Source organism: Pseudomonas sp. 910_21 (assembly GCF_052850735.1).
In genome coordinates, this window is the sequence record NZ_VXCY01000013.1 from 62,793 (window position 1) to 82,904 (window position 20,112).

The 20,112-nt window shown below is 65.0% G+C and carries 17 protein-coding genes and 1 riboswitch; of the genes, 12 read left to right on the forward strand and 5 right to left on the reverse strand.

Features of this window, described 5'->3' with window-relative positions:
- Positions 1-87: 87 nt before the first annotated feature.
- Both FW796_RS30755 and FW796_RS30760 read right to left on the reverse strand, forming a co-directional pair.
- A complete protein-coding gene (locus FW796_RS30755; protein WP_346636404.1) occupies positions 88-867 on the reverse strand; it encodes an ABC transporter substrate-binding protein in 780 nt (259 codons plus the stop codon).
- Between the two features lie 274 nt (positions 868-1,141).
- Positions 1,142-1,576, reverse strand: coding sequence for a rhodanese-like domain-containing protein (locus FW796_RS30760; protein WP_346636403.1), 435 nt, complete (start codon positions 1,574-1,576; stop codon positions 1,142-1,144).
- Between the two features lie 103 nt (positions 1,577-1,679).
- Here FW796_RS30760 and ftrA point away from each other — a divergent pair, with 103 nt between their 5' ends.
- Complete coding sequence (ftrA, locus tag FW796_RS30765; RefSeq protein WP_446440614.1) at positions 1,680-2,648, forward strand: transcriptional regulator FtrA; 969 nt, start codon at positions 1,680-1,682, stop codon at positions 2,646-2,648.
- Between the two features lie 152 nt (positions 2,649-2,800).
- On the opposite strand, the gene cobF is transcribed toward ftrA, so the two are convergent.
- Positions 2,801-3,562, reverse strand: coding sequence for a precorrin-6A synthase (deacetylating) (gene cobF, locus FW796_RS30770; RefSeq protein ID WP_446440615.1), 762 nt, complete (start codon positions 3,560-3,562; stop codon positions 2,801-2,803).
- Positions 3,563-3,649: 87 nt separating this feature from the next.
- Positions 3,650-4,213, reverse strand: coding sequence for a histidine phosphatase family protein (locus tag FW796_RS30775; RefSeq protein WP_404939208.1), 564 nt, complete (start codon positions 4,211-4,213; stop codon positions 3,650-3,652).
- A gap of 214 nt (positions 4,214-4,427) precedes the next feature.
- On the opposite strand from FW796_RS30775, the gene FW796_RS30780 reads away from it, so the two are divergent.
- The 11 genes from FW796_RS30780 (at position 4,428) to FW796_RS30830 (ending at position 18,613) form a co-directional block, all read left to right on the forward strand.
- On the forward strand, positions 4,428-6,425 hold the full coding sequence (locus tag FW796_RS30780; RefSeq protein ID WP_446440616.1) for an EAL domain-containing protein: 1,998 nt from the start codon (positions 4,428-4,430) through the stop codon (positions 6,423-6,425).
- Positions 6,426-7,191: 766 nt separating this feature from the next.
- Positions 7,192-8,046 (forward strand): MurR/RpiR family transcriptional regulator, encoded by an 855-nt coding sequence (locus FW796_RS30785; RefSeq protein ID WP_446440617.1) that lies wholly within the window; start codon positions 7,192-7,194, stop codon positions 8,044-8,046.
- A gap of 2 nt (positions 8,047-8,048) precedes the next feature.
- Positions 8,049-8,693: an isochorismatase family cysteine hydrolase gene (locus tag FW796_RS30790; RefSeq protein ID WP_346635725.1), complete on the forward strand. Its 645-nt coding sequence runs from the start codon at positions 8,049-8,051 to the stop codon at positions 8,691-8,693.
- Positions 8,690-10,045, forward strand: a complete 1,356-nt coding sequence (locus FW796_RS30795; protein WP_346635724.1) for a glutamine synthetase family protein — start codon at positions 8,690-8,692, stop codon at positions 10,043-10,045. The genes FW796_RS30790 and FW796_RS30795 overlap by 4 nt, the downstream gene beginning before the upstream one ends.
- Positions 10,029-10,781, forward strand: a complete 753-nt coding sequence (locus tag FW796_RS30800) for an N-formylglutamate amidohydrolase (protein ID WP_404939202.1) — start codon at positions 10,029-10,031, stop codon at positions 10,779-10,781. The genes FW796_RS30795 and FW796_RS30800 overlap by 17 nt, the downstream gene beginning before the upstream one ends.
- Before the next feature lie 184 nt (positions 10,782-10,965).
- On the forward strand, positions 10,966-12,315 hold the full coding sequence (locus tag FW796_RS30805) for an APC family permease (RefSeq protein ID WP_123723563.1): 1,350 nt from the start codon (positions 10,966-10,968) through the stop codon (positions 12,313-12,315).
- A gap of 173 nt (positions 12,316-12,488) precedes the next feature.
- Complete coding sequence (locus FW796_RS30810; RefSeq protein WP_446440618.1) at positions 12,489-13,505, forward strand: arginine N-succinyltransferase; 1,017 nt, start codon at positions 12,489-12,491, stop codon at positions 13,503-13,505.
- Positions 13,506-13,554: 49 nt separating this feature from the next.
- The gene (locus FW796_RS30815; RefSeq protein WP_346635721.1) at positions 13,555-14,628 is read left to right on the forward strand and encodes an arginine N-succinyltransferase; all 1,074 of its coding nucleotides are present in this window, start codon (positions 13,555-13,557) and stop codon (positions 14,626-14,628) included.
- Positions 14,629-14,661: 33 nt separating this feature from the next.
- Positions 14,662-14,864: riboswitch (cobalamin riboswitch) on the forward strand.
- A gap of 29 nt (positions 14,865-14,893) precedes the next feature.
- The gene (locus FW796_RS30820; protein WP_446440619.1) at positions 14,894-16,942 is read left to right on the forward strand and encodes a TonB-dependent receptor plug domain-containing protein; all 2,049 of its coding nucleotides are present in this window, start codon (positions 14,894-14,896) and stop codon (positions 16,940-16,942) included.
- Positions 16,943-16,953: 11 nt separating this feature from the next.
- Entirely contained in the window at positions 16,954-17,706 is a 753-nt protein-coding gene (locus tag FW796_RS30825) for a (2Fe-2S) ferredoxin domain-containing protein (protein WP_446440620.1), read from the forward strand.
- The gene (locus tag FW796_RS30830) at positions 17,699-18,613 is read left to right on the forward strand and encodes an ABC transporter substrate-binding protein (RefSeq protein ID WP_446440621.1); all 915 of its coding nucleotides are present in this window, start codon (positions 17,699-17,701) and stop codon (positions 18,611-18,613) included. Before FW796_RS30825 ends, FW796_RS30830 begins: the two co-directional genes overlap by 8 nt.
- Positions 18,614-18,797: 184 nt before the next feature.
- Here FW796_RS30830 and FW796_RS30835 read toward each other — a convergent pair whose 3' ends face one another.
- Positions 18,798-19,880 (reverse strand): diguanylate cyclase, encoded by a 1,083-nt coding sequence (locus FW796_RS30835; RefSeq protein WP_346635717.1) that lies wholly within the window; start codon positions 19,878-19,880, stop codon positions 18,798-18,800.
- Between the last annotated feature and the right edge of the window lie 232 nt (positions 19,881-20,112).

A 20,112-nucleotide genomic window follows, 5' to 3' on the forward strand; every position in this document is an offset into this window, starting at 1 on the left:
GGCGCAGAATAAAACAGCGGCGCACAAAAAAGGTGGCGACCGGATCACGGGCGCCACCTTTTTTAGCCAAACTTTGCAGCCTGCGGCTTACTCGCCGTAGACATCAAAGTCGAAGTATTTGTCTTGCACTTGCTTGTACTTGCCGTTGGCGCGGATCTCGGTGATGGCGGTGTTGAATTTCTCTGCCAGCTCCTTGTCGCCCTTGCGTACGGCGATGCCGGCACCGCCACCGAAGTATTTCGGGTCGTTGTACTCGGGACCGACGAAGGCGAAGCCCTTGCCGGCGTCGGTTTTCAGGAAACCGTCGTCGAGGTTGACCGAGTCCGCCAGCAGCGCGTCGACGCGACCGGACACCATATCCAGGTTGGCTTCCTGCTGAGAGCCGTAGCGCACCAGGTCGATACCGGCCGGCACCAGCACTTCAGTGGCGAAGCGGTCGTGGGTACTGGCGCGCAGCACACCGACTTTCTTGCCCTTGAGCTCGGTCAGCGGGTCCTTGATGGCGGTGCCGGTCTTCATCACGAAGCGCGCCGGGGTGTGGTAGTACTTGATGGTGAAATCGACGTTCTTCTTGCGATCGTCGGTGATGGTCATGGACGACAGGATGGCGTCGATCTTTTTCACCTTCAGCGCTGGGATCAGGCCGTCGAATTCCTGCTCGACCCAGGTGCACTTGACCTTCATCTGCTCACACAGGGCATCGCCCAGGTCCACATCGAAACCGGTGAGCTTGCCGTCGGGAGTCTTCATCGAGAACGGTGGGTAGCCGGCTTCGATACCGATACGGATCGGCTTGGCCTCGTCGGCGGAGGCGGTGAAGGAAAACAGCGACAGTGCCAGGGCACCAAACAGCACAAACTTGTTCATTTATAACTCCAGGAGACGGAGACTTTTATTGGCTGGTTTCGATTATGGGCAAATCGAAGTGGCCAGCAGTCTAGAGCGGCTCCCGGGAAGCAAATTGTGTTTATGCGACAAATACTTATAAAAAATATGCAACCGCGACCCTCTACCTCCTGCCGCGCCCCGACGTGGTGCGTTTGTCCCTGAAAAACCCGACGTTCGCCTCAGAACGCGCCATGTTTACCGACACATCACCCGCTGGCCCCAGCCTGAGGCCGCTGCCAGCGCAGTGAGCCCTTCAGCAGGCGCAGGACAGATCCGCTCCCTCGCGGCGCGCTTGCCCGGTGCTGAGCTGGAAGCCTTCATCGAGCCAGCCGGTGACACCGCCGATCATCTCCTTGACCGGGTATTCCAGGGCCGCCAGCTTGACCGCCGCCTTGTTCGCGCCATTGCAGTGAGGGCCGGCGCAATACACCACGAACAGAGTGTCACGAGGATAACCGGCCAGGTGTTCTGCAGTGAGCAAGCGCCCGGGCAGATTGATCGCCCCGGGGACATGGCCACGGGCAAAGGCTTCGGGGCCACGCACATCCACCAGGACAAAATCCACTTCCCCGGCCTCCTGGCTGCTGTAGACGTCGGAACAGTCGGTTTCGAAGGTCAGGCGGTTGCAAAAATGCATCAGGGCAATGGCCGAAGGGGCGGCGGCAGTGCTGCGGACCAGGCTGGTCATGGGCGTCTCCAGAAACTCGCGATTAAGGTGAGAAGGACTTTATAGGCCCTGCCCTACCGCGCTAAAGTGGCGCTCCGGACACCGACTGGTAACTTTCCGCCAAATGCACAATCCCCCCGGTTTGGTCGCGATCCTGGCCTACGACGGCCTTTGCACCTTCGAATTCGGCATTGCCGTGGAAATCTTCGGCCTGGCCCGGCCGGAGTTCGATTTTCCCTGGTATGAGCACTGCATCGTCGCCGTAGACCCGGGGCCGATGCGCGCAGCGGGCGGTATCCGGATACTGGCCGATGGCGGCCTGGAACGGCTGGAACAGGCCCGGACCATCATCATTCCCGGCTGGCGCAACCGCGACGAGGCGCCGCCGCCCGAGCTGCTGCAAGCCCTGCGCCGGGCCTACCATCGCGGCGCGCGGCTGCTGTCGATCTGCTCGGGGGTGTTCGCTCTGGCGGCCAGCGGCCTGCTCAACGGCCTGGGCGCCACCACTCACTGGCGCTACACCCAAGAGCTGGCCGAGCGCTTCCCGGACATCTCGGTGGACCCGGACGTGCTCTATGTGGACGCCGGCCAACTGATCACCTCTGCCGGCAGCGCCGCCGGCATCGATGCCTGCCTGCACCTGGTGGCCCGGGACTTCGGCACCCAGGTGGCCAACAGCGTGGCCCGGCGCCTGGTGATGTCGCCCCAACGTACCGGCGGCCAGGCCCAGTTCATTCCAGCCCCGGTCAGCCGCACCCCGCGCAGCGACCTGTCACGGGTCATGCAATGGGCTCGGCAACGCCTGCATGAACCGCTGGCGGTGAGCGACCTGGCGGCCCGGGCGCTGATGAGCGAACGCACCTTCTTGCGACGTTTCAACGACGCCACCGGCGCCTCGCCCAAGGCCTGGCTGCAGCATGAGCGAATGGCCCGGGCCCGGGAGCTGCTGGAAAGCGGCAGCGAAACCACGGAAAGCATCGCCCTGCGTTGCGGTTATCGCTCGGTGGAAAGTTTTCGCGTGGCCTTTCGCAGCCTGGTGGGCCTGCCGCCCTCGGCCTACCGCGAACGCTTCGGCGAAAAATCCCCCCCGTAGGAGCCGGCTTGCCGGCGAAGAACACGACGTTCATACGGTGGTGTCCATCCCGGCCTCTTCGCGGGCAAGCCCGCTCCTACGGGAAAAGAGGGAGACCCCGCTGCCGGCGAAGAACACCACGCTTATCCGCCGGCGTCCAACCCGGCCGGCGCCTAAGGCTCCGGTTTGCGCAGAAGGTAGGTGTCCATGATCCAGCCATGTGCCTCGCGCGCTTGGCGACGAACCCGCTGGATGTCGTCGGCAACCTCGTCGAGGCGTCCGGAAATGAGGATCTCGTCCGCCGTGCCCAGGTAGGCGCCCCAGTAGATGTCCAGGTCCTGATGGCGCAGCTGGCGGTAGGAATCCTCGGCGTCGAGCATCACCACCCGGCTGTCGGCATCACCGGACTGCCCCGCCGCCAGGCGCCGCCCGGTGGTGATTTCCACTGAGCGGCCAATACGGTTCAACGCCACCTTGTGCTGCGCCGCCAAGGCCTGGACGCTGGTGATGCCGGGGATCACCTGATACTCGAACTGCGCCGCACCACTGGCCAGGATCTGCTGCAGGATGCGCAGGGTACTGTCGTACAGCGCCGGGTCGCCCCAGACCAGGAAGGCGCCGGTCTCGTCCTGCGCCAGTTCCTCATTGATCAGGCGCTCGAAGATCTGCTGCTTGTCCTGGTTCAAGGCCTGGACGCTGGCCTGGTAGTCCACTTCGCCGCGCTGACGTTCCGGGGTCTGGGCTTCGACGAAGCGATAAGGACGCTCGGTGAGGTAGCGCTGGCACAGCTCGCGCCGCAGATCGATCAGCGAATCCTTGCTTGGCCCCTTGTCCATCAGGAACACCACGTCACTGCGGTTCAGCGCCTTGATCGCCTGGATGGTGATGAAGTCGGGGTTGCCGGCACCGATGCCGATGACCAGGAGGGTTTTCATGGGGTTCAGGTTCTCGCTGCTGGGCCAAGGGGCAAGTATGGGCGGCTTTGGCGCCCGGAGAAATGCCCCAACACCCGACACTGCTCCTCAGTCGCGGCCATCCAGGCGCAGGCGCCAACGATCGGCATGGCTGAGGTCGATCCGTGACAGGGGCTCGATATCCATCAGATTGAAACTGGCCAGGGGCGCCTGCAGCAATTGCAGCAGCACGGCACGCATGACAAAGGGATGGGTCACCGCCAACCAGTGCCCGGGACGCTGGGCCATCAGCTCCAGCCACTGCGCCACCCGCTGGCACAACTCGGCGACCGACTCGCCTCCCGGCGGGGCGCTGTGGGGGTCCTCCAGCCAGGCCTGCAAGGCTTGCGGCTGCTGCCGTTGCAGATCGCCGATAGCCATCCCCTGCCAGGCACCGAAGCCACAGTCGCGCAAGGCTTCCTGCACTTGCGGCGCCGCGCTGAACAGCGCCGCCGTCTGACAGGTTCGCCGCTCCGGCCCGCAGAGCACCTGCAGCTTGTGCCTGAACGGCTGCGCCCGGCTCAGGGCCTGGGCCTGCCAATCCATCTCCACGGCTTCGTCCAGGGGAAAACGCCCGAGCTTCTGGGCGGCGGTACGGGCGTGGCAGATCAGGGTCAAACGGGTGGCCGGCAAGGGGCTATCTCGACAAAGGACAATCAGGGCTGAGGCAGGGTTTTTAGCACGGCGACCGGGCAGATTCCCAGCAGAAAGCTGGTGGAAAATTCTTCATAAACTCAAGAAAAGCCTGACCACCAAACAGGAAACAGCCTATAGGCAGCCCAAGCAGGACGCCTTTATCCTCCGCGACCTTCCCACGCTTCGACTCGAATTCAGGTACCTCGACACCATGCACAGCGGTATTTGGGAGCTCTTGTCTCTCGACCTTGCTCTCAACGCCTCGCTCCTGCCCATCATCCTGCTGCAATACGTTGCCCTGGTGGGGATCTTCAGCATCCTGCTGATGCTGCGTCAGGACGCCCAGCGCCTGATCAAGTCGAAAAAGATCCTGCTGGGTTTGATTCTGGGCACCAGCAACGCCGCTTTGATCGCCCTCGCCTCCGGGTTCATGCAGGCCCCGGTGAAGATTTTCCTGAGCAACGACATGCTGTTTCTCGCCGGATTGCTGGGGGGCTGGTGGGGCGGTATGACCTGCCTGACCCTGGTGGCGCTGGCTCGCTACTGCATTGCCGGCGCCGAGCAGTTCGAAGAGGCGCTGTTCAGTTTTGGCCTGGTGACCCTGGGGGGCATGCTGCTCCATCGCTGGTTCGAGACCCGCGACCTGTGCGCCCTGAGCCTGAAGGAAGTGCTACTGGTGATTCTGGTACGAGTCGGCGCCGCCATCGTCCCGATGCAGATCATCGACTGGATGGGCACAATCAGCTCCAGCATCACCGCGCAACTGCTGTCCTTGCGACTGAGCTCGACCCTGCTCTCCCTGCCCATGATCATCCTGATACTCGCCATGCTGCGCCGCGAAGCACGCTACCAGCAGGCCCAGCACAGCCTGCTGCAACAGGCCCTGACCGATCCGACCACCCAACTGCCCAATCGACGCGCCCTGCGCAACCACCTCGACCAACTGCTGGAACAAAGCGAAGAGCAGCGCGCGCCCCACACCCTGATCGTGATCAACATCAGCAACCTCAAGGACCTGGTCGCCATCCACGGCCATGACTGGACCGACCAGTTGCTGATCTCCCTGGCGCAAGAGTTCAGCAGCGGGGCGTCCAGCCATGCCCTGCAAGCCAGTGCCGCCCCCCGCACCTTCATGTTCTCGGACCTGAACCTGGCACTGATCGTGCCGCACCGTTCCATCCAGCAGGTCGAAGAGTCGGCGCTGCTCGCTACCCTGCAGATGACCTTGCAGGCCGGCTTGCCCAGTGACGGCAGCCTGGCGCCCAAGCTGCAGTTCTGCGTGATCGATGCGTGCGCCGGAGACAGCGCCAACGTCACCTTGCGCAACATCAGCCTGGCCCTGCAGGACTGCAGCCAGCCGGTGCGTTACCTGCACCAGTCGCTGATCGAACAGGCCCAGAGCAACGAACGCATCCGCCAGCAACTGCTGGAGTGGGTGCGATCGAACACCCCGCCGCTGTATTACCAGCCGAAGTTCTGCCTGAGCCAGCGCACGATCATCGGCGCCGAAGCCCTGCTGCGGGCCCAGGACGACCAGGGCGCAACGATTTCACCCCTGCTGATACTGGAAGTGATCCGCCACCACGACCTGCAGCAAGCCTTCGAATGGGCGACCATCGAAGCGGTGATCCGCGACGCCCGGCACTACATCGATGCCGGCCTCAAAGGGCCGCTGGCGGTGAACGTCTCCTCCTCGACCCTGAGCGATGCCAACTTTGCCGTCCTGCTGATCCAGCGCCTCAAGGAAGCCGGTCTTCCCGGTGCACGCCTGACCCTGGAACTGACCGAGAACACCCTGTTGCAAGACACTCGGCAAGTGGCGCACAACATGCTCCTGCTCAAGGATCACGGCGTGGGACTGTCCCTTGACGACTTCGGCACCGGCTACTCGGCCCTGAGCATCCTGGCCAAGTATCCCTTCAGCGAAGTGAAGATCGACCACTCGATGATTTCCCTGCTGCACTATGAGCGGATGCGCACCGCGGTCTCCATCGCCCAGGAAAGCGCCCGCCTGTACCAGGCGATACTGACGGCCGAAGGGGTCGAAACCCAGGAGCAGATCGACATTCTCCAGAAGATTGGCATCCGCTGCGCCCAGGGCTACTTCTTCTCCCCGGCGGTGCCCCTGGCCGAACTGATCGCACTGGGGAGCGTTGGGACAAAGGGAACCGCCCGGGCTCGACCGCTCGACGGCCCGGATCAAGCCTGAGCGCCTTGATCGGAGTTTTTCGCCCCCCGCCTGGGCGGACGCCTTCGCTGGCAAGCCAGCTCCTACAGCAGACAGATACATCGTGCAGTTCCCCGTAGGAGCCGGCTTGCCGGCGAAGAGGCCCGTGAGACATGTAGCGCCTGGGCGGGCGCCTTCGCTGGCAAGCCAGCTCCTACAGCAGACAGATACACCGTGCAGTTCCCCGGAGGAGCCGGCTTGCCGGCGAAGAGGCCCGTGAGACATGTAGCGCCTGGGCGGGCGCCTTCGCTGGCAAGCCAGCTCCTACAGAAACGCACCCACCCTTAGCTTCAGGCCGGCCGCAAGGCCGCCGTCGCGCTTTTGATTTTGATTTTGATCTGAGCGCCCCGTTAACCACGATGGCCGAACGCAGGCATTGAGCCGTGGGTAACCCGGCAGGACGCCGGGTTAGCCGCCACCCGGCCAGGGATGGCCGGTGGCGGCGGCCCACGGATCAATGCCGGAGTGAGGGCATGCCGAGCCTAGGCGAGGCACCGAGTGGAGGGGCAAGAGCCTTTGGTTACTTTGGGCTCTTTCCAAAGTGACTCGCCGTAAGGGCGAAACCATAAGCCGCCACACCCGCAGGAATGGATATGCCCCCTCCCCCCCCTACAACCACAACCCAACGCCCCAGTCCAAAGCATTTCGCCACCAAAGCAAATTTCACTAGACATGTAACGTCCATTACATAAATATCATTTAGCCATTTTATGAAACAAAAACGACATTCAGCTTCCAAGGCACCCCGATGCCCTCTCTCAGAGACCTGATCACCGACCCCGCCCTCGACCTGACGCCTTCAGAGCGCAAAGTCGTGCGCGCCCTGCTCGACCACTACCCGCGCAACGGACTGGGGCCGATGTCACGCCTGGCGGAACACGCCGGGGTCAGCGACCCGACCATCGTGCGGCTGGTGAAGAAACTCGGCTTCAGCGGCTACGGCAAATTCCAGGAAGCCCTGCTCAGCGACATGGACGACCGCCTGCGCTCGCCCAGCACCCTGCTGCGCCCACGGGCGCAAGTGGCACAGGGCGATACCTGGGGCCGCTACCTGGCGGACAGCCAGCGCGCCCTGCAAGACACCCAGGCCCTGACCCAGCCCGAAGACATCCGCGTACTCATGGACTGGCTGCTGGACAGCCGCCACCAGCTGTACTGCTTCGGCGGACGCTTCAGCAGCTTCCTGGCCCACTACCTGCTCAACCATCTGCGGTTGATGCGCCCAGGCTGTTTCTTTCTTGAAGACAACGCGCAACTGCCGGACCGCCTGTTCGATGTGCAGCGCCAGGATCTGGTGCTGCTGTTCGACTACCGCCGCTATCAGTCCCAGGCCCTGCGGGTCGCCAGCGCGGCCAAGGCGCGCAACGCCCGGGTGGTGCTGTTCACCGACATCTATGCCTCGCCGTTGCGGGAGTTGGCGGACCTGATCATCAGTGCCCCGGTGGAGTCCCTGTCGCCATTCGACACCCTGGTGCCGGCGCTGGCCCAGGTCGAGGCGCTGATCGCCTGCCTGACCCCGCGCAGCGCCCATCTTGATCAGCGCCTGGAGGGCATCGACGCCCTGCGGGCGCAATTCGATACCCATGTGCTGGAGGAAAAATAAGGATGTTCAGCCTGCCCCACCGTTCGCCCCGGGACTTGCCCTTCGTCGTCGATCACACCGCCCTGCTGCTGGTGGACATGCAGCGCGCCTGGCTCGAACCGCAGTTCGACCCGCACCTGCAAGGCCCCGAGGGCGAGGCCTTTCTCAAGCGAGCCCGGGAACAGGTGATCCCCAACCAGCAACGCCTCCTGGCAGCGGTGCGCGAAGCACGCCAGAACGTGCTGCACACCATTATCGAAAGCCTGACCGCCGACGGCCGTGACCGCTCCCTGGACCACAAGCTGTCGGACATGCACTTGCCCAAGGGCAGCCCCCAGGCAGCGATCATCGACGAGCTGACGCCGGTAGAAAACGAGATCGTCCTGCCCAAAACCTCTTCCGGGGTGTTCAACTCCACCAACATCGACTACGTGCTGCGCAACCTGGAAACCCGCCACCTGATCATCGCCGGGATCGTCACCGACCAGTGCGTGGACATGGCGGTGCGCGACGCCGCCGACCGCGGTTATCTGGTGACCCTGGTCGAGGACGCCTGCGCCACCTATGGCGATACCCGGCACCAGGCCTGCCTCAACGCGATCAAGGGCTACTGCTGGATCACCGACACCAACACCGTGCTCGGCCGCCTGCGGGAGATCCGCGGATGAGTCGCGGCCAGGGCATCGAGGCCCTGACGCCATTGGCCATGACCAGCATCGTCACCACCGACCTGATCGGCGTCACTCGGGGCCGTTCCTTTCCCAGCGACGAGCTGGAGCGCTACCGGATCGGCGGCTGTGGCTGGGTGCCGGCCAACAGCGCCCTGACGCCCCAGGACCTGATCGCCGAGGACAACCCCTGGGGCGCCCATGGCGACCTGCGGCTGATTCCCGACCTGGACAGCCGGGTCACTGTCGGTGCCGGGCCGGATGCCACGTCGGCGCCCCTGGACTTCATTCACGCCGACATCTGCGAGACCGATGGCCGACCCTGGGCCGCCTGCCCGCGGACCCTGCTGCGCAACGAGGTGCAGCGCTACCGTGAACTGGGCATCCAGATCACCGCCGCCTTCGAACACGAGTTCAACCTCGACAGCGGCGCCGCTCAGCGCGAGCACCTGGCCTTCTCCCTGGAGGCCCAGCGCCAGGGCGCGGCCTTCGGTGGCTGGCTGCTCTCGGCATTGCGGGCGGCCGGTGTCGAACCGGAAATGTTCCTCCCCGAATACGGCAAGCAGCAATACGAGATCACCTGTCGCCCGACCCAGGGCCTGGCCGCCGCCGACCGCGCAGTGAACGTACGCGAGATCACCCGGGAGATTGCCCGGCAACTGGGGCAACGGGTCAGCTTCGCCCCCAAGACCGCGGCGGATGCCGTGTGCAACGGGGTGCACCTGCACCTGAGCCTGCAGGACCTGGACGGCACGCCACTGCTCTACGATCCCCAGGCGGTCAGCGGCGACGACCTGTCGCGGCTGGGCCAGCACTGGGCCGCCGGGGTGCTCAAGCACCTGCCGGCACTGTGCGCCTTCACTGCGCCGACGCCGCTGTCCTATGAGCGCCTGCTGCCCCATCACTGGAGCGCCTCCTACGCTTGCCTGGGCCTGCGCAACCGCGAAGCCTCGCTGCGCATCTGCCCCACCGTGGACATCGGCGGCAAGCCCGTGGCGCCGCAGTACAACCTGGAATTCCGTGCCCTGGACGCCACCGCCTCGCCACACCTGGCCATGGCCGTGATCCTGATCGCCGGACGCCTGGGCATTGAACAGAAGCTGCCCCTCAACGCGGTGACCGACAAGGTCCCCGACGAGCTGAGCACCGAACAGCGCCTGGCCAGCGGCATCGTGCCCCTGCCCGGCACCCTGACCCAGGCCCTGGAATGCCTGCGCAGCAACACGGAGTTGCTGCAGACCCTGCCGCCGGAGCTGCTGAGCACCTATTTCGCCGTCAAACAAAAGGAAGTGTCCCTGACCGAGCACCTGACCGCTGCCGATCTCTGTGAGCACTATGGACACCTGTACTAAACCCGCCGAGCTGGGGTTCTACACCGAGCCGGCCTATCGCCTGTTCCGCGAAGACTCCACGCATCCGCTGATCCTGGTGTGCGAACACGCCAGCCACTACATTCCACCGGCCCTGCACGACCTGGGCCTGGACCCGGTGGCGGCCCGGGAGCATATCGCCTGGGACCCGGGCGCCCTGGAACTGGCCCAAAGCCTTTCCCAGGCCCTGGGCGCAACCCTGATCGCGGCCAATTATTCGCGCCTGCTGATCGACCTGAACCGGCCGCGACATGCCCCCGACAGCATCCCGCTGCAAAGCGAGATCTATCAGGTGCCGGGCAATCAGCACCTGGACGAGGCCACCCGCGAGTACCGCCGCCAGCAACTGTTCACGCCGTTCCACCAGCGTCTGCAGCGGCTCATCGACCGGCGCCTGGCCGAAGGCCGCGAGGTGCGCGTGGTGGGGATTCACAGCTTCACCCCGATCTACTACAGCCAGCCACGTGCGCTGGAAGTCGGCGTGTTGTATGGCAGTGCCACGGCCTACGCGGCGCGAATACTGGAAGGTTTGTGGACCCTGCCGATAAAGGTGGCGGGCAACCAGCCTTACGAGATCAACCCCTTGAGCGACATGACCGTGCCGGTGCACGGTGATGCCCGGGGCCTGGAATCGGTACTGATCGAGGTGCGCAACGACTTGTTGCGCAGCCCTGAAGCGGTGCAGCACTGGAGCGACTGTCTGGCGCCGCTGCTGTAACGGATATTGAAAGACGCTTGAACGCAACAAAGGCTGTTTGCAGGACAGGTACAACAACAAGAAAAACCGCTGTGGTGTGTCTTTAACCCTGCCAGGTTCAAACACAGACCGGCGCACGAGGCGTCAATGACGACCCTCGCCGCCGGATGCGCCCACTTACATTGGCTACAAGGAGAACTGCTTCATGGAGATTGAAGAATTCGGCTACAAACAGGAACTCAAGCGTGGCCTGAGCCTGCGCGACCTGGTGGTCTACGGGATGATTTTCATGATCCCCATCGCCCCGTTCGGGGTCTATGGCTACGTCAACCAGGAAGCCCCGGGCATGGTGCCCCTGGCCTACATCATCGGCATGGTGGCGATGGTCTTCACCGCCCTGAGCTACGGCGCCATGGCCCGCGCCTTCCCCATCGCCGGCTCGGTCTACTCCTACGCCCAGCGCGGCCTCAACCCCCACGTGGGCTTTCTCGCCGGCTGGCTGATGCTCCTGGACTACCTGCTGATCCCGCCGCTGCTCTACGTCTACGCGGCCATGGCCCTCAACCACCTGTACCCGGAAGTGCCCAAGGTCGGCTTTATCCTGGCGTTCCTGGTCAGCGCTACCTTCGTCAACCTGCGGGGTATCACCTTCACCGCGCGGATGAACATCCTGTTCCTGCTGGCACAACTGGTGGTCCTGGGGATCTTCCTGTTCTACGCCTGGAACGCTCTGCACGGTGGCACCGGCAACGGCCAATTGACCCTGGCGCCGCTGTACAGCCCGGAAAACTTCCACTTCGGCATGCTGATGCAGGGCGTATCGATTGCGGTGCTGTCGTTCCTGGGCTTTGACGCCATCTCGACCCTGGCCGAAGAGGTCAAGGGCGACCCGGGCCGCAGCGTCGGCCGCGCCGCCCTGATCACCCTGGTGGTGATGGGGGCGATCTTCGTGGTGCAGACCTGGATCGCCACCGACCTGGCCGCCGGCATGGGCTTCAAGTCCGCCGACACCGCCTTCTATGAAATCGCCGAACTGGCCGCCGGCAGCTGGCTGGCGACCCTCACCGGGGTGGCCACGGCGCTGGCCTGGGGCGTGGCGGTGGCCATCACCTCGCAAGCCGCGGTATCGCGCCTGCTGTTCGGCATGGCCCGGGACGGCAAGCTGCCCAAGGTGCTGGCCAAGGTCCACCCGAAACACAACACCCCGCACATCAGCATCTACCTGGTGGCGGTGCTGTCGCTGCTGATCTGCTACCTGTTCATCAACTCGGTGGACACCCTGACCTCACTGGTCAACTTCGGCGCCCTGAGCGGCTTCATGCTGCTGCACATCACGGTGATCAATTTCTACTGGCGCCGGCAGAAATCCGGCCAGGTGGTGCGTCACCTGATCTGCCCGGTGATCGGCTTCGTGATCGTCAGCGCCATCATGTACAACATGGGCGTGGATGCGCAGAAACTCGGCGCCATCTGGATAGTCGCCGGGCTGGTCTACCTGTTCCTGCTGAACAAGCTGGGCAGCGGTGCCGCCCTGCCCGATCCGCTCAAACCCTAAGTGACTTCCCTGCGGCGCCGGATGGCGTCGCGCTTCCCCCCGAGGCAGCCGCCAAGAGCCGCCCGGGGACAGGCCGCCGGATGCCGTGGCCGTGGAACTGCGTGGTAACCGACAGTGATGTCTGGCCAATGTTCGCCCCCGGGGCGAGCGGCCCTTGATACAGGAGTGCACCCATGCTGGCCTTGCGTCCCGTGGCGTTATTCGATCTGCCCCAACTGCGGCGCCTGGCCCGCGAACGCCTGCTGGGCGTAACGTCCCTGGTGGATGACGAAACCTGCCTGCGGGAAAAGATCCTCGACTCCTTGGCGTCCTTCGCCAAGGCCGAGGCCAGCCAGGGCCCGGAGAACTACTTTCTGGTGCTTGAGGACCCTGCCAGCGGCCTGCTCCACGGCTGCTCCGACATTCTCGCCACGGCGGGCTTTGCCGCGCCGTTCTACAGCCTGCGCAACCGGCCCTTCATCAGCAGCTCCAGGGAGCTGAACATCGAGCACGGGGTGCCGACCCTGTCCCTGTGCCAGGACCTCAGCGAACAGACCCTGCTGCGCAGCTTCCATGTGGACCCGGCGTTGTCGGGCACGCCCCTGGCGCAGCTGACGTCACGGGCCCGTCTGCTGTTCATGGCCGCCCACCCCCAGCGTTTTGCCGAGAGCACCATCAGCGAGATCGTCGGCTACAGCAACGCTGCCGGCGAATCGCCGTTCTGGGAGGCGGTGGGCCAGCACTTCTTCGACCTGCCCTACATCGAGGCCGAACGCCTGTGCGCCCTGCAGGGCCGGGGCTTTCTGGCCGAACTCATGCCCCAGTACCCGCTGTACATCCCGATGCTGCCGCAGTCGGCCCAGGACTGCATCGGACAGATTCACCCCGATGCGCGAGAAGCCTGCGACATCCTGCTCGACGAGGGGTTTGCGCCTACCCAGTATGTGGACCTGTTTGATGCCGGACCGACCCTGCAAGCCCGCAACAACCAGCTACGCTCGATCGTTCAGAGCCGGGTCGCGATCAGCTACCTCAGCCCCCAGAGCGGCCGCGGTCGCCACTGGTTGCTGAGCAATGACCGACTGCAAGGATTTCGCGCCATTGTCGCGCCCCTGGATGAAGCCCCGGGCGATGTGGTCGGGCTCGACCTGTCGATGCTCCAGGCCCTGCAACTGACACCGGGCGAACCGGTACGGGGAATCGCGTTATGAGTTGCCCGCTGTTGCTGCGCTGCCCGGGACCGCTGCAAGGAGTCCACCGATGATCGTCCGTCCGATCCGCGTTACCGATCTGCCGGGGGTGCTGGCCTTGCTGGAAGGCAGCTGTCGCGAGTTGAACAACCTCTCCACCGACCCCGAGCGCCTGGCCCATCGCTTGCGCTGGGCTCAGCGCACCTTCGCCAGCCAGGTGGAACGGGCCGATGCCGACTACCTGTTCGTGCTGGAGGACGACGACCAGCAAGTCATCGGCATTTGTGGCCTGAGCGGCGCCATCGGCCTGCGCGAGCCTTGCTACAACTACCGGGTCGGCATCACCCGTGGCAGAGCCCCGGGGCTGGGTATCGACAAGCAGGTTCCGACCCTGTTCCTGTGCAACGAGATGACCGGGCAATCCCAGCTGTGCTCGCTGTTTCTGCGGCGCGACCAGCGCCAGGGCTACACCGGCCGCCTGCTGTCCACTGCACGCTTGCTGTTCGTCGCCGAGCACCCGGCGCTGTTCGGCGACAAGCTGGTGGCCGAATTGCGTGGCCAGCTCGACAGCCAGGGCTGCTCACCGTTCTGGGACAGCCTGGGGCGACACTTCTTCAAGATGGACTTCCAGCAGGCCAATCGCCTGTCCAGCCATGGCAGCAAATCCTTCATCGCCGAACTGATGCCGCGCCAGCCGCTGTACACCTGCCTGCTCAGCCCACAGGCCCAGGCGGCCATCGGCCAGGCCCACCAGAGCACCGAGCAGGCGGTGAACATCCTGCGCGACGAAGGCTTCAGCCATCAGGGCTGCATCGATATCTTCGACGGCGGGCCGCTGATCGAGGCCGAAGTGGCGAAGATCCGCAGCGTGCGTGAAAGCCAGACCCTGCCCTTGCTGGTGGGCAGCCCGGACGAACAGGCGCCGGTGTGGCTGATTCACAACCGCCGCCTGGAAAGCTGCCGCATCACCGCCGCCCCCGGGCGCCTGGTAGCCGGCTGCCTGCTGGTGGACCGCCTGACCGCCAAACGCCTGCAACTGCAGCCAGGGGACTCGGTACGCGCCGTGCCACTGTTGGCCTGCCCGGCGCGGCCTCTGGGCCCGTCCGGCATCGCCCTCGCGCCTGGCGCCGCCCTGCCCCTGTAGCCACGAGATTGACGAACGCCGGGGCGAATGTTCATATGCCGCCCAGTTTCAGGTGCCTCATGCCGCCGTGCACGAGGTGAAACGGGAAACCGGTGCGCCCCTTCAGGGCCAGTCCGGTGCTGCCCCCGCAACGGTAAGCGAGTGCTGCATTCAACACGCCACTGTACCCAAGGTATGGGAAGGCGAATGCCGCCAGACTCGCAAGCCCGGAGACCGGCCTGGAACTTCTGTTTGGCAATCCTGCGGTGGGCGGGCATGGGCCGGTATGGTCGCGTGCCTGTGGCCGATACCTTCTCCTGCGTGCTTCCCGAAGACACTTTCGAGAAGACCAAGAATGACAACAACCTTCGACACTTCCCCTGCCTGCGACTGGCGTGCACCGCGCTGCTCCCTGGGGGGCGCCCTGCTGGGCTGCCTGTTCAGCCCCCTGCTGCTGGCCGAGGACAGCGGCTTGCAACTGGAGCAGCAGTTCGTTTCCGCGCCTTCGGTGGAATCCACCACCGTGGCCGAGATGGCCAGGTACGGCAGCAAGGTGGAGATCATCGATCGCCAGCAGATCGAACGCGCCGGCCCCAGCAGCGACATCACCCGGGTCCTGCAGATGTACGTGCCCGGCCTCTACGTCGCGCCGAAAAACGGCCCCTTCGACTACGGCACCTATTCCCTGCTGGGGGGCCGCAACGACGACACCCTGATCCTGCTGGACGGCGTACGCCTGAACAACCGCCTGTACGGCGGCCTGTACCTGGACACCTTGCCGGCCAATGCCATCGAGCGCATCGAGGTGCTCAAGGGCGGCCAGAGCCTGCTGTTCGGTACCCAGGCGGTGTCCGGGGTGATCAACATCGTCACCCGCAGCCCCCAGACCCGCGACACCTCCGGCGAGGTCAACCTGGGCCTGGACAGCTTCATGGGCCAAAGCGGCGATGCCCGGGTGGAGCGCATCCTCAGCAACGGCTTGGGCGACCTGGGCCTGCTGGCCTATGTCAGCCACAACGTCTCCGATGGCTACCAGCCCTATCGCAACAGCGCCTACAGCGCCAGCACCCGGGACAAGAAACGCGCCTATGAAGTGACCACCTTCGGCGCCAAGGCGATCCAGGGCTTCGCCGACGATTCGCGCCTGGAACTGTTCTACCAGTACAGCGATGCCAACCTGGATTTCGCCCGCCCGGTGAACAACAAGAAAACCACCAACGACCGCATCCAGCAGATCGCCACCGCGACCTTCGAGCAGCGCCTGAGCGAGCGCTTCAGCTACTTCATCAAGGGCCATGTCAACGACTGGGACACGCGCTACACCAAGATCGACAGCCTCAAAGACGGCAGCCTGGTGACCAGGAACCGTAACGACTACTGGGGCTTCACCGACTGGGGCGTTCAGGCCGAAGGCAAGGCCGAGCTGGACGGCGGCCATGTGCTGGTGTTCGGCACCGACAACCAGTGGTTCAAGGGCCAGGACGATGTGCTCAAGATCGACAATAACCAGGCCCAGGCCAATGCCCTGTACACCCAGTTGCGGCCGGTGTTCGCGGCGCTGCCCGACTGGCATCCGAGCCTGGGCATCCGCCACGAGAAGATGAGCGGCGGCGAGAGCGCCACCGTGGGCATGCTCACCTCCCTGTACGACCTCAATGCCCATTGGCAACTGCGCGGCCAGTACGGCAGCGCCTTCAAGCTGCCCAACGCCGAGCAGCTGTTCGTCAACGAGGACTACGAACAAGGCAACCGCAACCTCAAGCCGGAAAAGAGCCTGAATGCTGAACTCGGCCTGGACTACAAGGGCAGCCTGCTGGCCGGCGAGTTCAACGCCAGCGTCACCGCCTTCCAGCGCAAGATCGACGACCTGATCGCCCTCGATGGCATCCACTGGGTCAATGGCGAGGGGCGGATCAAGGTGCGCGGCATGGAGGTCGACGGCCGCTGGCAGTTCAGCCCGCGATGGAACCTCTCGGCGGACCTGACCCGCAATCTGCTGGAGTCGCGCAACGGCGTGACCCTGAGCAATATCCCCGGCTTCTTCGCCCGCTCGCGACTGGGCTACGAGTCCGAGGATCGTCAGTGGGGAGTGGGTGGCGCACTCCGCTACATCGGCCAGATCGACAGCGCGAAGAAGGTCGACTACGGCCACTACTCGGTGGTCGACGCCGATGCCTATCGCTACCTCGACAGGGCCCAGCAACATCGCCTGAGCCTGCTGGTGGAGAACCTGTTCGACCGCGACTACACCACCAGCATGACCAGCAGCTCGCCGGCGGTGGACAACCTCGGCCGCCCCTTCACTACCGAAGTGCGCTACACCTACCGCTTCTGAGGCCCATCGACATGCACAAGGACTATCAACGGGTGCTGTTCGTCGGCCCCGGCCTGCACGGCGGCGCCCTGGGCGAGGCCTTTGGCCGGGAGCTGAAGGCGCTGCGCAGCGATGACGCCGGCACCCGGGTGATCGACACCCTGGACGGCTTCGACAGCCTCTGGGCCGCCCTGGAGGAACCCTTGCCCGAGGACGGCGCGGCGCTGCTGGTGGTGGACCTGGAGCCCAGTTCCGACAGCGCCTACCTGGACTGGCTGCGCGATGAACTGGGACGCCTGGCCCGGGCCCACCCCCAGGCGCCGCAGCTGTGGATCACCGCCCAGGCCCTGGGCCGTCGCGGGCTGGATGCGGCGCTGGCCTGCGCCAGCATCGCCCAGGGCGAACGGCACCTGCCCTGCGATCAGGTCAATGCCGTGGCCAGCGACCCGGACTGGTCCCGGGTGCCGCCCCATGCCCGGCAGGTGTTCCTGTGCACCGGCCCGCGCTGCGTGCGCCGCGGTGCCCTGGCGCTGTGGAAGACCCTGCGCCGTGAACTGCTGCGCCTTGAGCACATGGAAACCCCCGGCGGCGTGCTGCTGACTCGCACCGCCTGCCAGTTCCCCTGCAACCTGGGGCCGGTGCTGACCGTGCACCCCGATGGCTGCTGGTACCGGGTCAGCGACGACAGCCAGGTCGTGCGCCTGGTGCAAGGGCATCTGCTGGCAGGTGAGCCGGTGCAGGATCTGCTGATCCCCTCGCCTTATGCGGGGGTGGCGGATGCCTAGGAAAATCCTCGGCCTGCTGCTATGGCTGGCGACCGGCCCGGCCCTGGCGGCCAGCTATGACAATTGCGGCAAGACCTGGACTGTCGAGGACGCCCCCCGGCGCATCGTTGCCCTCAACCAGCACAGCGCCGACCTGTTGCTGGCCCTGGGCGCCGGGCCATCGATGATCGGCGTCGCCTACCTGGACGACGACAGTCGGGCCCAGGCTCAGGGGCAGTACCACGGCGTGCCGGTGATCGCCCGGCAATACCCGTCGGCGGAGGTGCTCTACAGCCTGAAGCCCGACCTGGTGGTGGGCGGCTTCGCTTCGGCGTTTCCCGACAACTTCAGCTCCCGGGAGCGCCTGGGGGCCATCGGCGTCGGCAGCTACCTGCTGGAGTCGGCCTGCGCCGGGCATGATGAGGACTACTTCGGGCATATACGCCGCGACCTGCAGACCCTGGGCCGGCTGTTGCATCAGCCAGCCCGGGCCGAGCAACTGATCGCGGCCATGGACGCCGACCTTGCCGCGGCAGCAGCCTTGTATCGGGGCCGCGACACGCCGGCGGTGTTCTACCTGGACAGCGAGGTCAACGGCCTCGCCAGCCAGGGCCAGCGTGGGTTTGTCGGGGTATTGCTGCAGGCCGCCGGGGCCCGCAACAGCTTCGCCGCCATCGACCGCCCGCGCCTGACGGTAGACAGCGAAACCCTGCTGAACAACGACCCGGACGTGCTGCTCCTGGCGGACGCCCTGTGGTCACCGGCCACGCGCAAACGCCAGCTGCTGCAGCGTGACCCGGTGCTGTCGCGGCTGCGGGCGGTGCGCGAGGAGCGGCTGCTCGACATCCCCTTCACCCAACTGGTACCGGGCATCGCCAGCGGCCGCACCGCGCTGGAACTGGCCCGGCGCCTGCACCCCGCCCCGTAGGAGCCGGCTTGCCGGCGAACGGAACACCGCCAACCTCGCGGCGTCCCTCCCGACGCTTTCGCGGGCAAGCCCGCTCCTACCAACCACAGCCTCTGTAGAAGCCGGCTTGCCGGCGAAGGGAGCACCACCATCCCCGGGGCGTACCCCCGGTGCTATCGCGGGCAAGCCCGACAAGAGGCAGGTATTACAGGGGATTCAACACCCTGCGCGAAGGCAGTTCCGGCGGATGGCAGGTGACGTTGTTGCGACCGCAGGTCTTAGCGGCATACAAGGCCTGGTCGGCATCGTTCAACCAACCCATGGCGTCCTCGTGCATGGAGCTGAACGCCGCCAGGCCAATGCTCAAGCTCACCTGCAACGTCGGACTCTGTTCGTAACCCAGGGCCGCGAAACGCCCGCGCAGGGCTTCCATCAGGTCGGCGGCATGTTCCAGCGGCACGTCCGGCAGGATCACGCAGAACTCGTCGCCACCATAACGCCCGGCCTGATCACTGACTCGCAGGTTCTGCTTGAGGATCTTGCTCAACTGGCGCAGCACCACATCCCCGGCCACATGGCCGTAGGTGTCGTTGATGGCCTTGAAGTGATCGATGTCGATCAGGGCGATGGCGCCGCCATGGGTCTGGCGCTGGCAACGCTGGAACTCGATCTCCAGCTGGTCCTTCCAGGCGCCGTGGTTGAGCAGCCCGGTCAGGCTGTCGGTACGACTCAGGGCCAGCAGCTCGCGCTTGTGCCGACCCAGGGTCACTGCCTGCTGGTAGCAGATGTAGCCCAGCGCCATCGGGTACAGGGTCAGCATCGGCAGGCAGGCATACAACTGCTCCGGCGTGGTCAGGGCAATGAACGACGGCCCGAACACCCACAGGCCGATGCCGATGCCCAGGACCTGGGCCCCACAACCGGCCAGAAAGAAACGCACCCCGCCCAGGGCGATATTGTTCATCGCCATCATGCCCAGGGTGGTGGCCAGCGGCAGCGGATTGAAATGCATGGCCGCGACCCAGAACCCGCCCAGCAGCGAATCCATCAGCAGGTTGCGGTACTCGGCACGAAACGGCACCCGGGACAATCGGGCCCACTGATAGGCCAGGTGCGGCCAGGCGAAGGCGTTGAACAGCATGAAGCCCCAGACCCAGGGCGCCGGTTGCAGCGGCGACATGCCCGTGGCGACGCAGAAAAAGCCCAGGGCCAGGCCCAGGGTACGCGAGGTGTAAAGCCTCCTGGCCAGTGACAGTCCCTTCCCTCTGGTGTACTGCGCAGGGGCCAAGTCGCCTCCGTCCAGCGATGGAAAAGGTGGATCGAGTGGGTACCCATCAACCGGTGAAAGTCTATCAGCATGGGTTCAAAGCGCCATCAGTGTACACCCCCTACCCGTGCCCGGTCGGGCCCGCACGGCGGGAATCTGCGGCGCTCAACCTCCAGCCTTCCACCAGCCGGAGCGGGGTCGCGCGCCATGCATTCATTTGCAGAATGAAGTTCAGAGGAAACTTCGTTTGTCA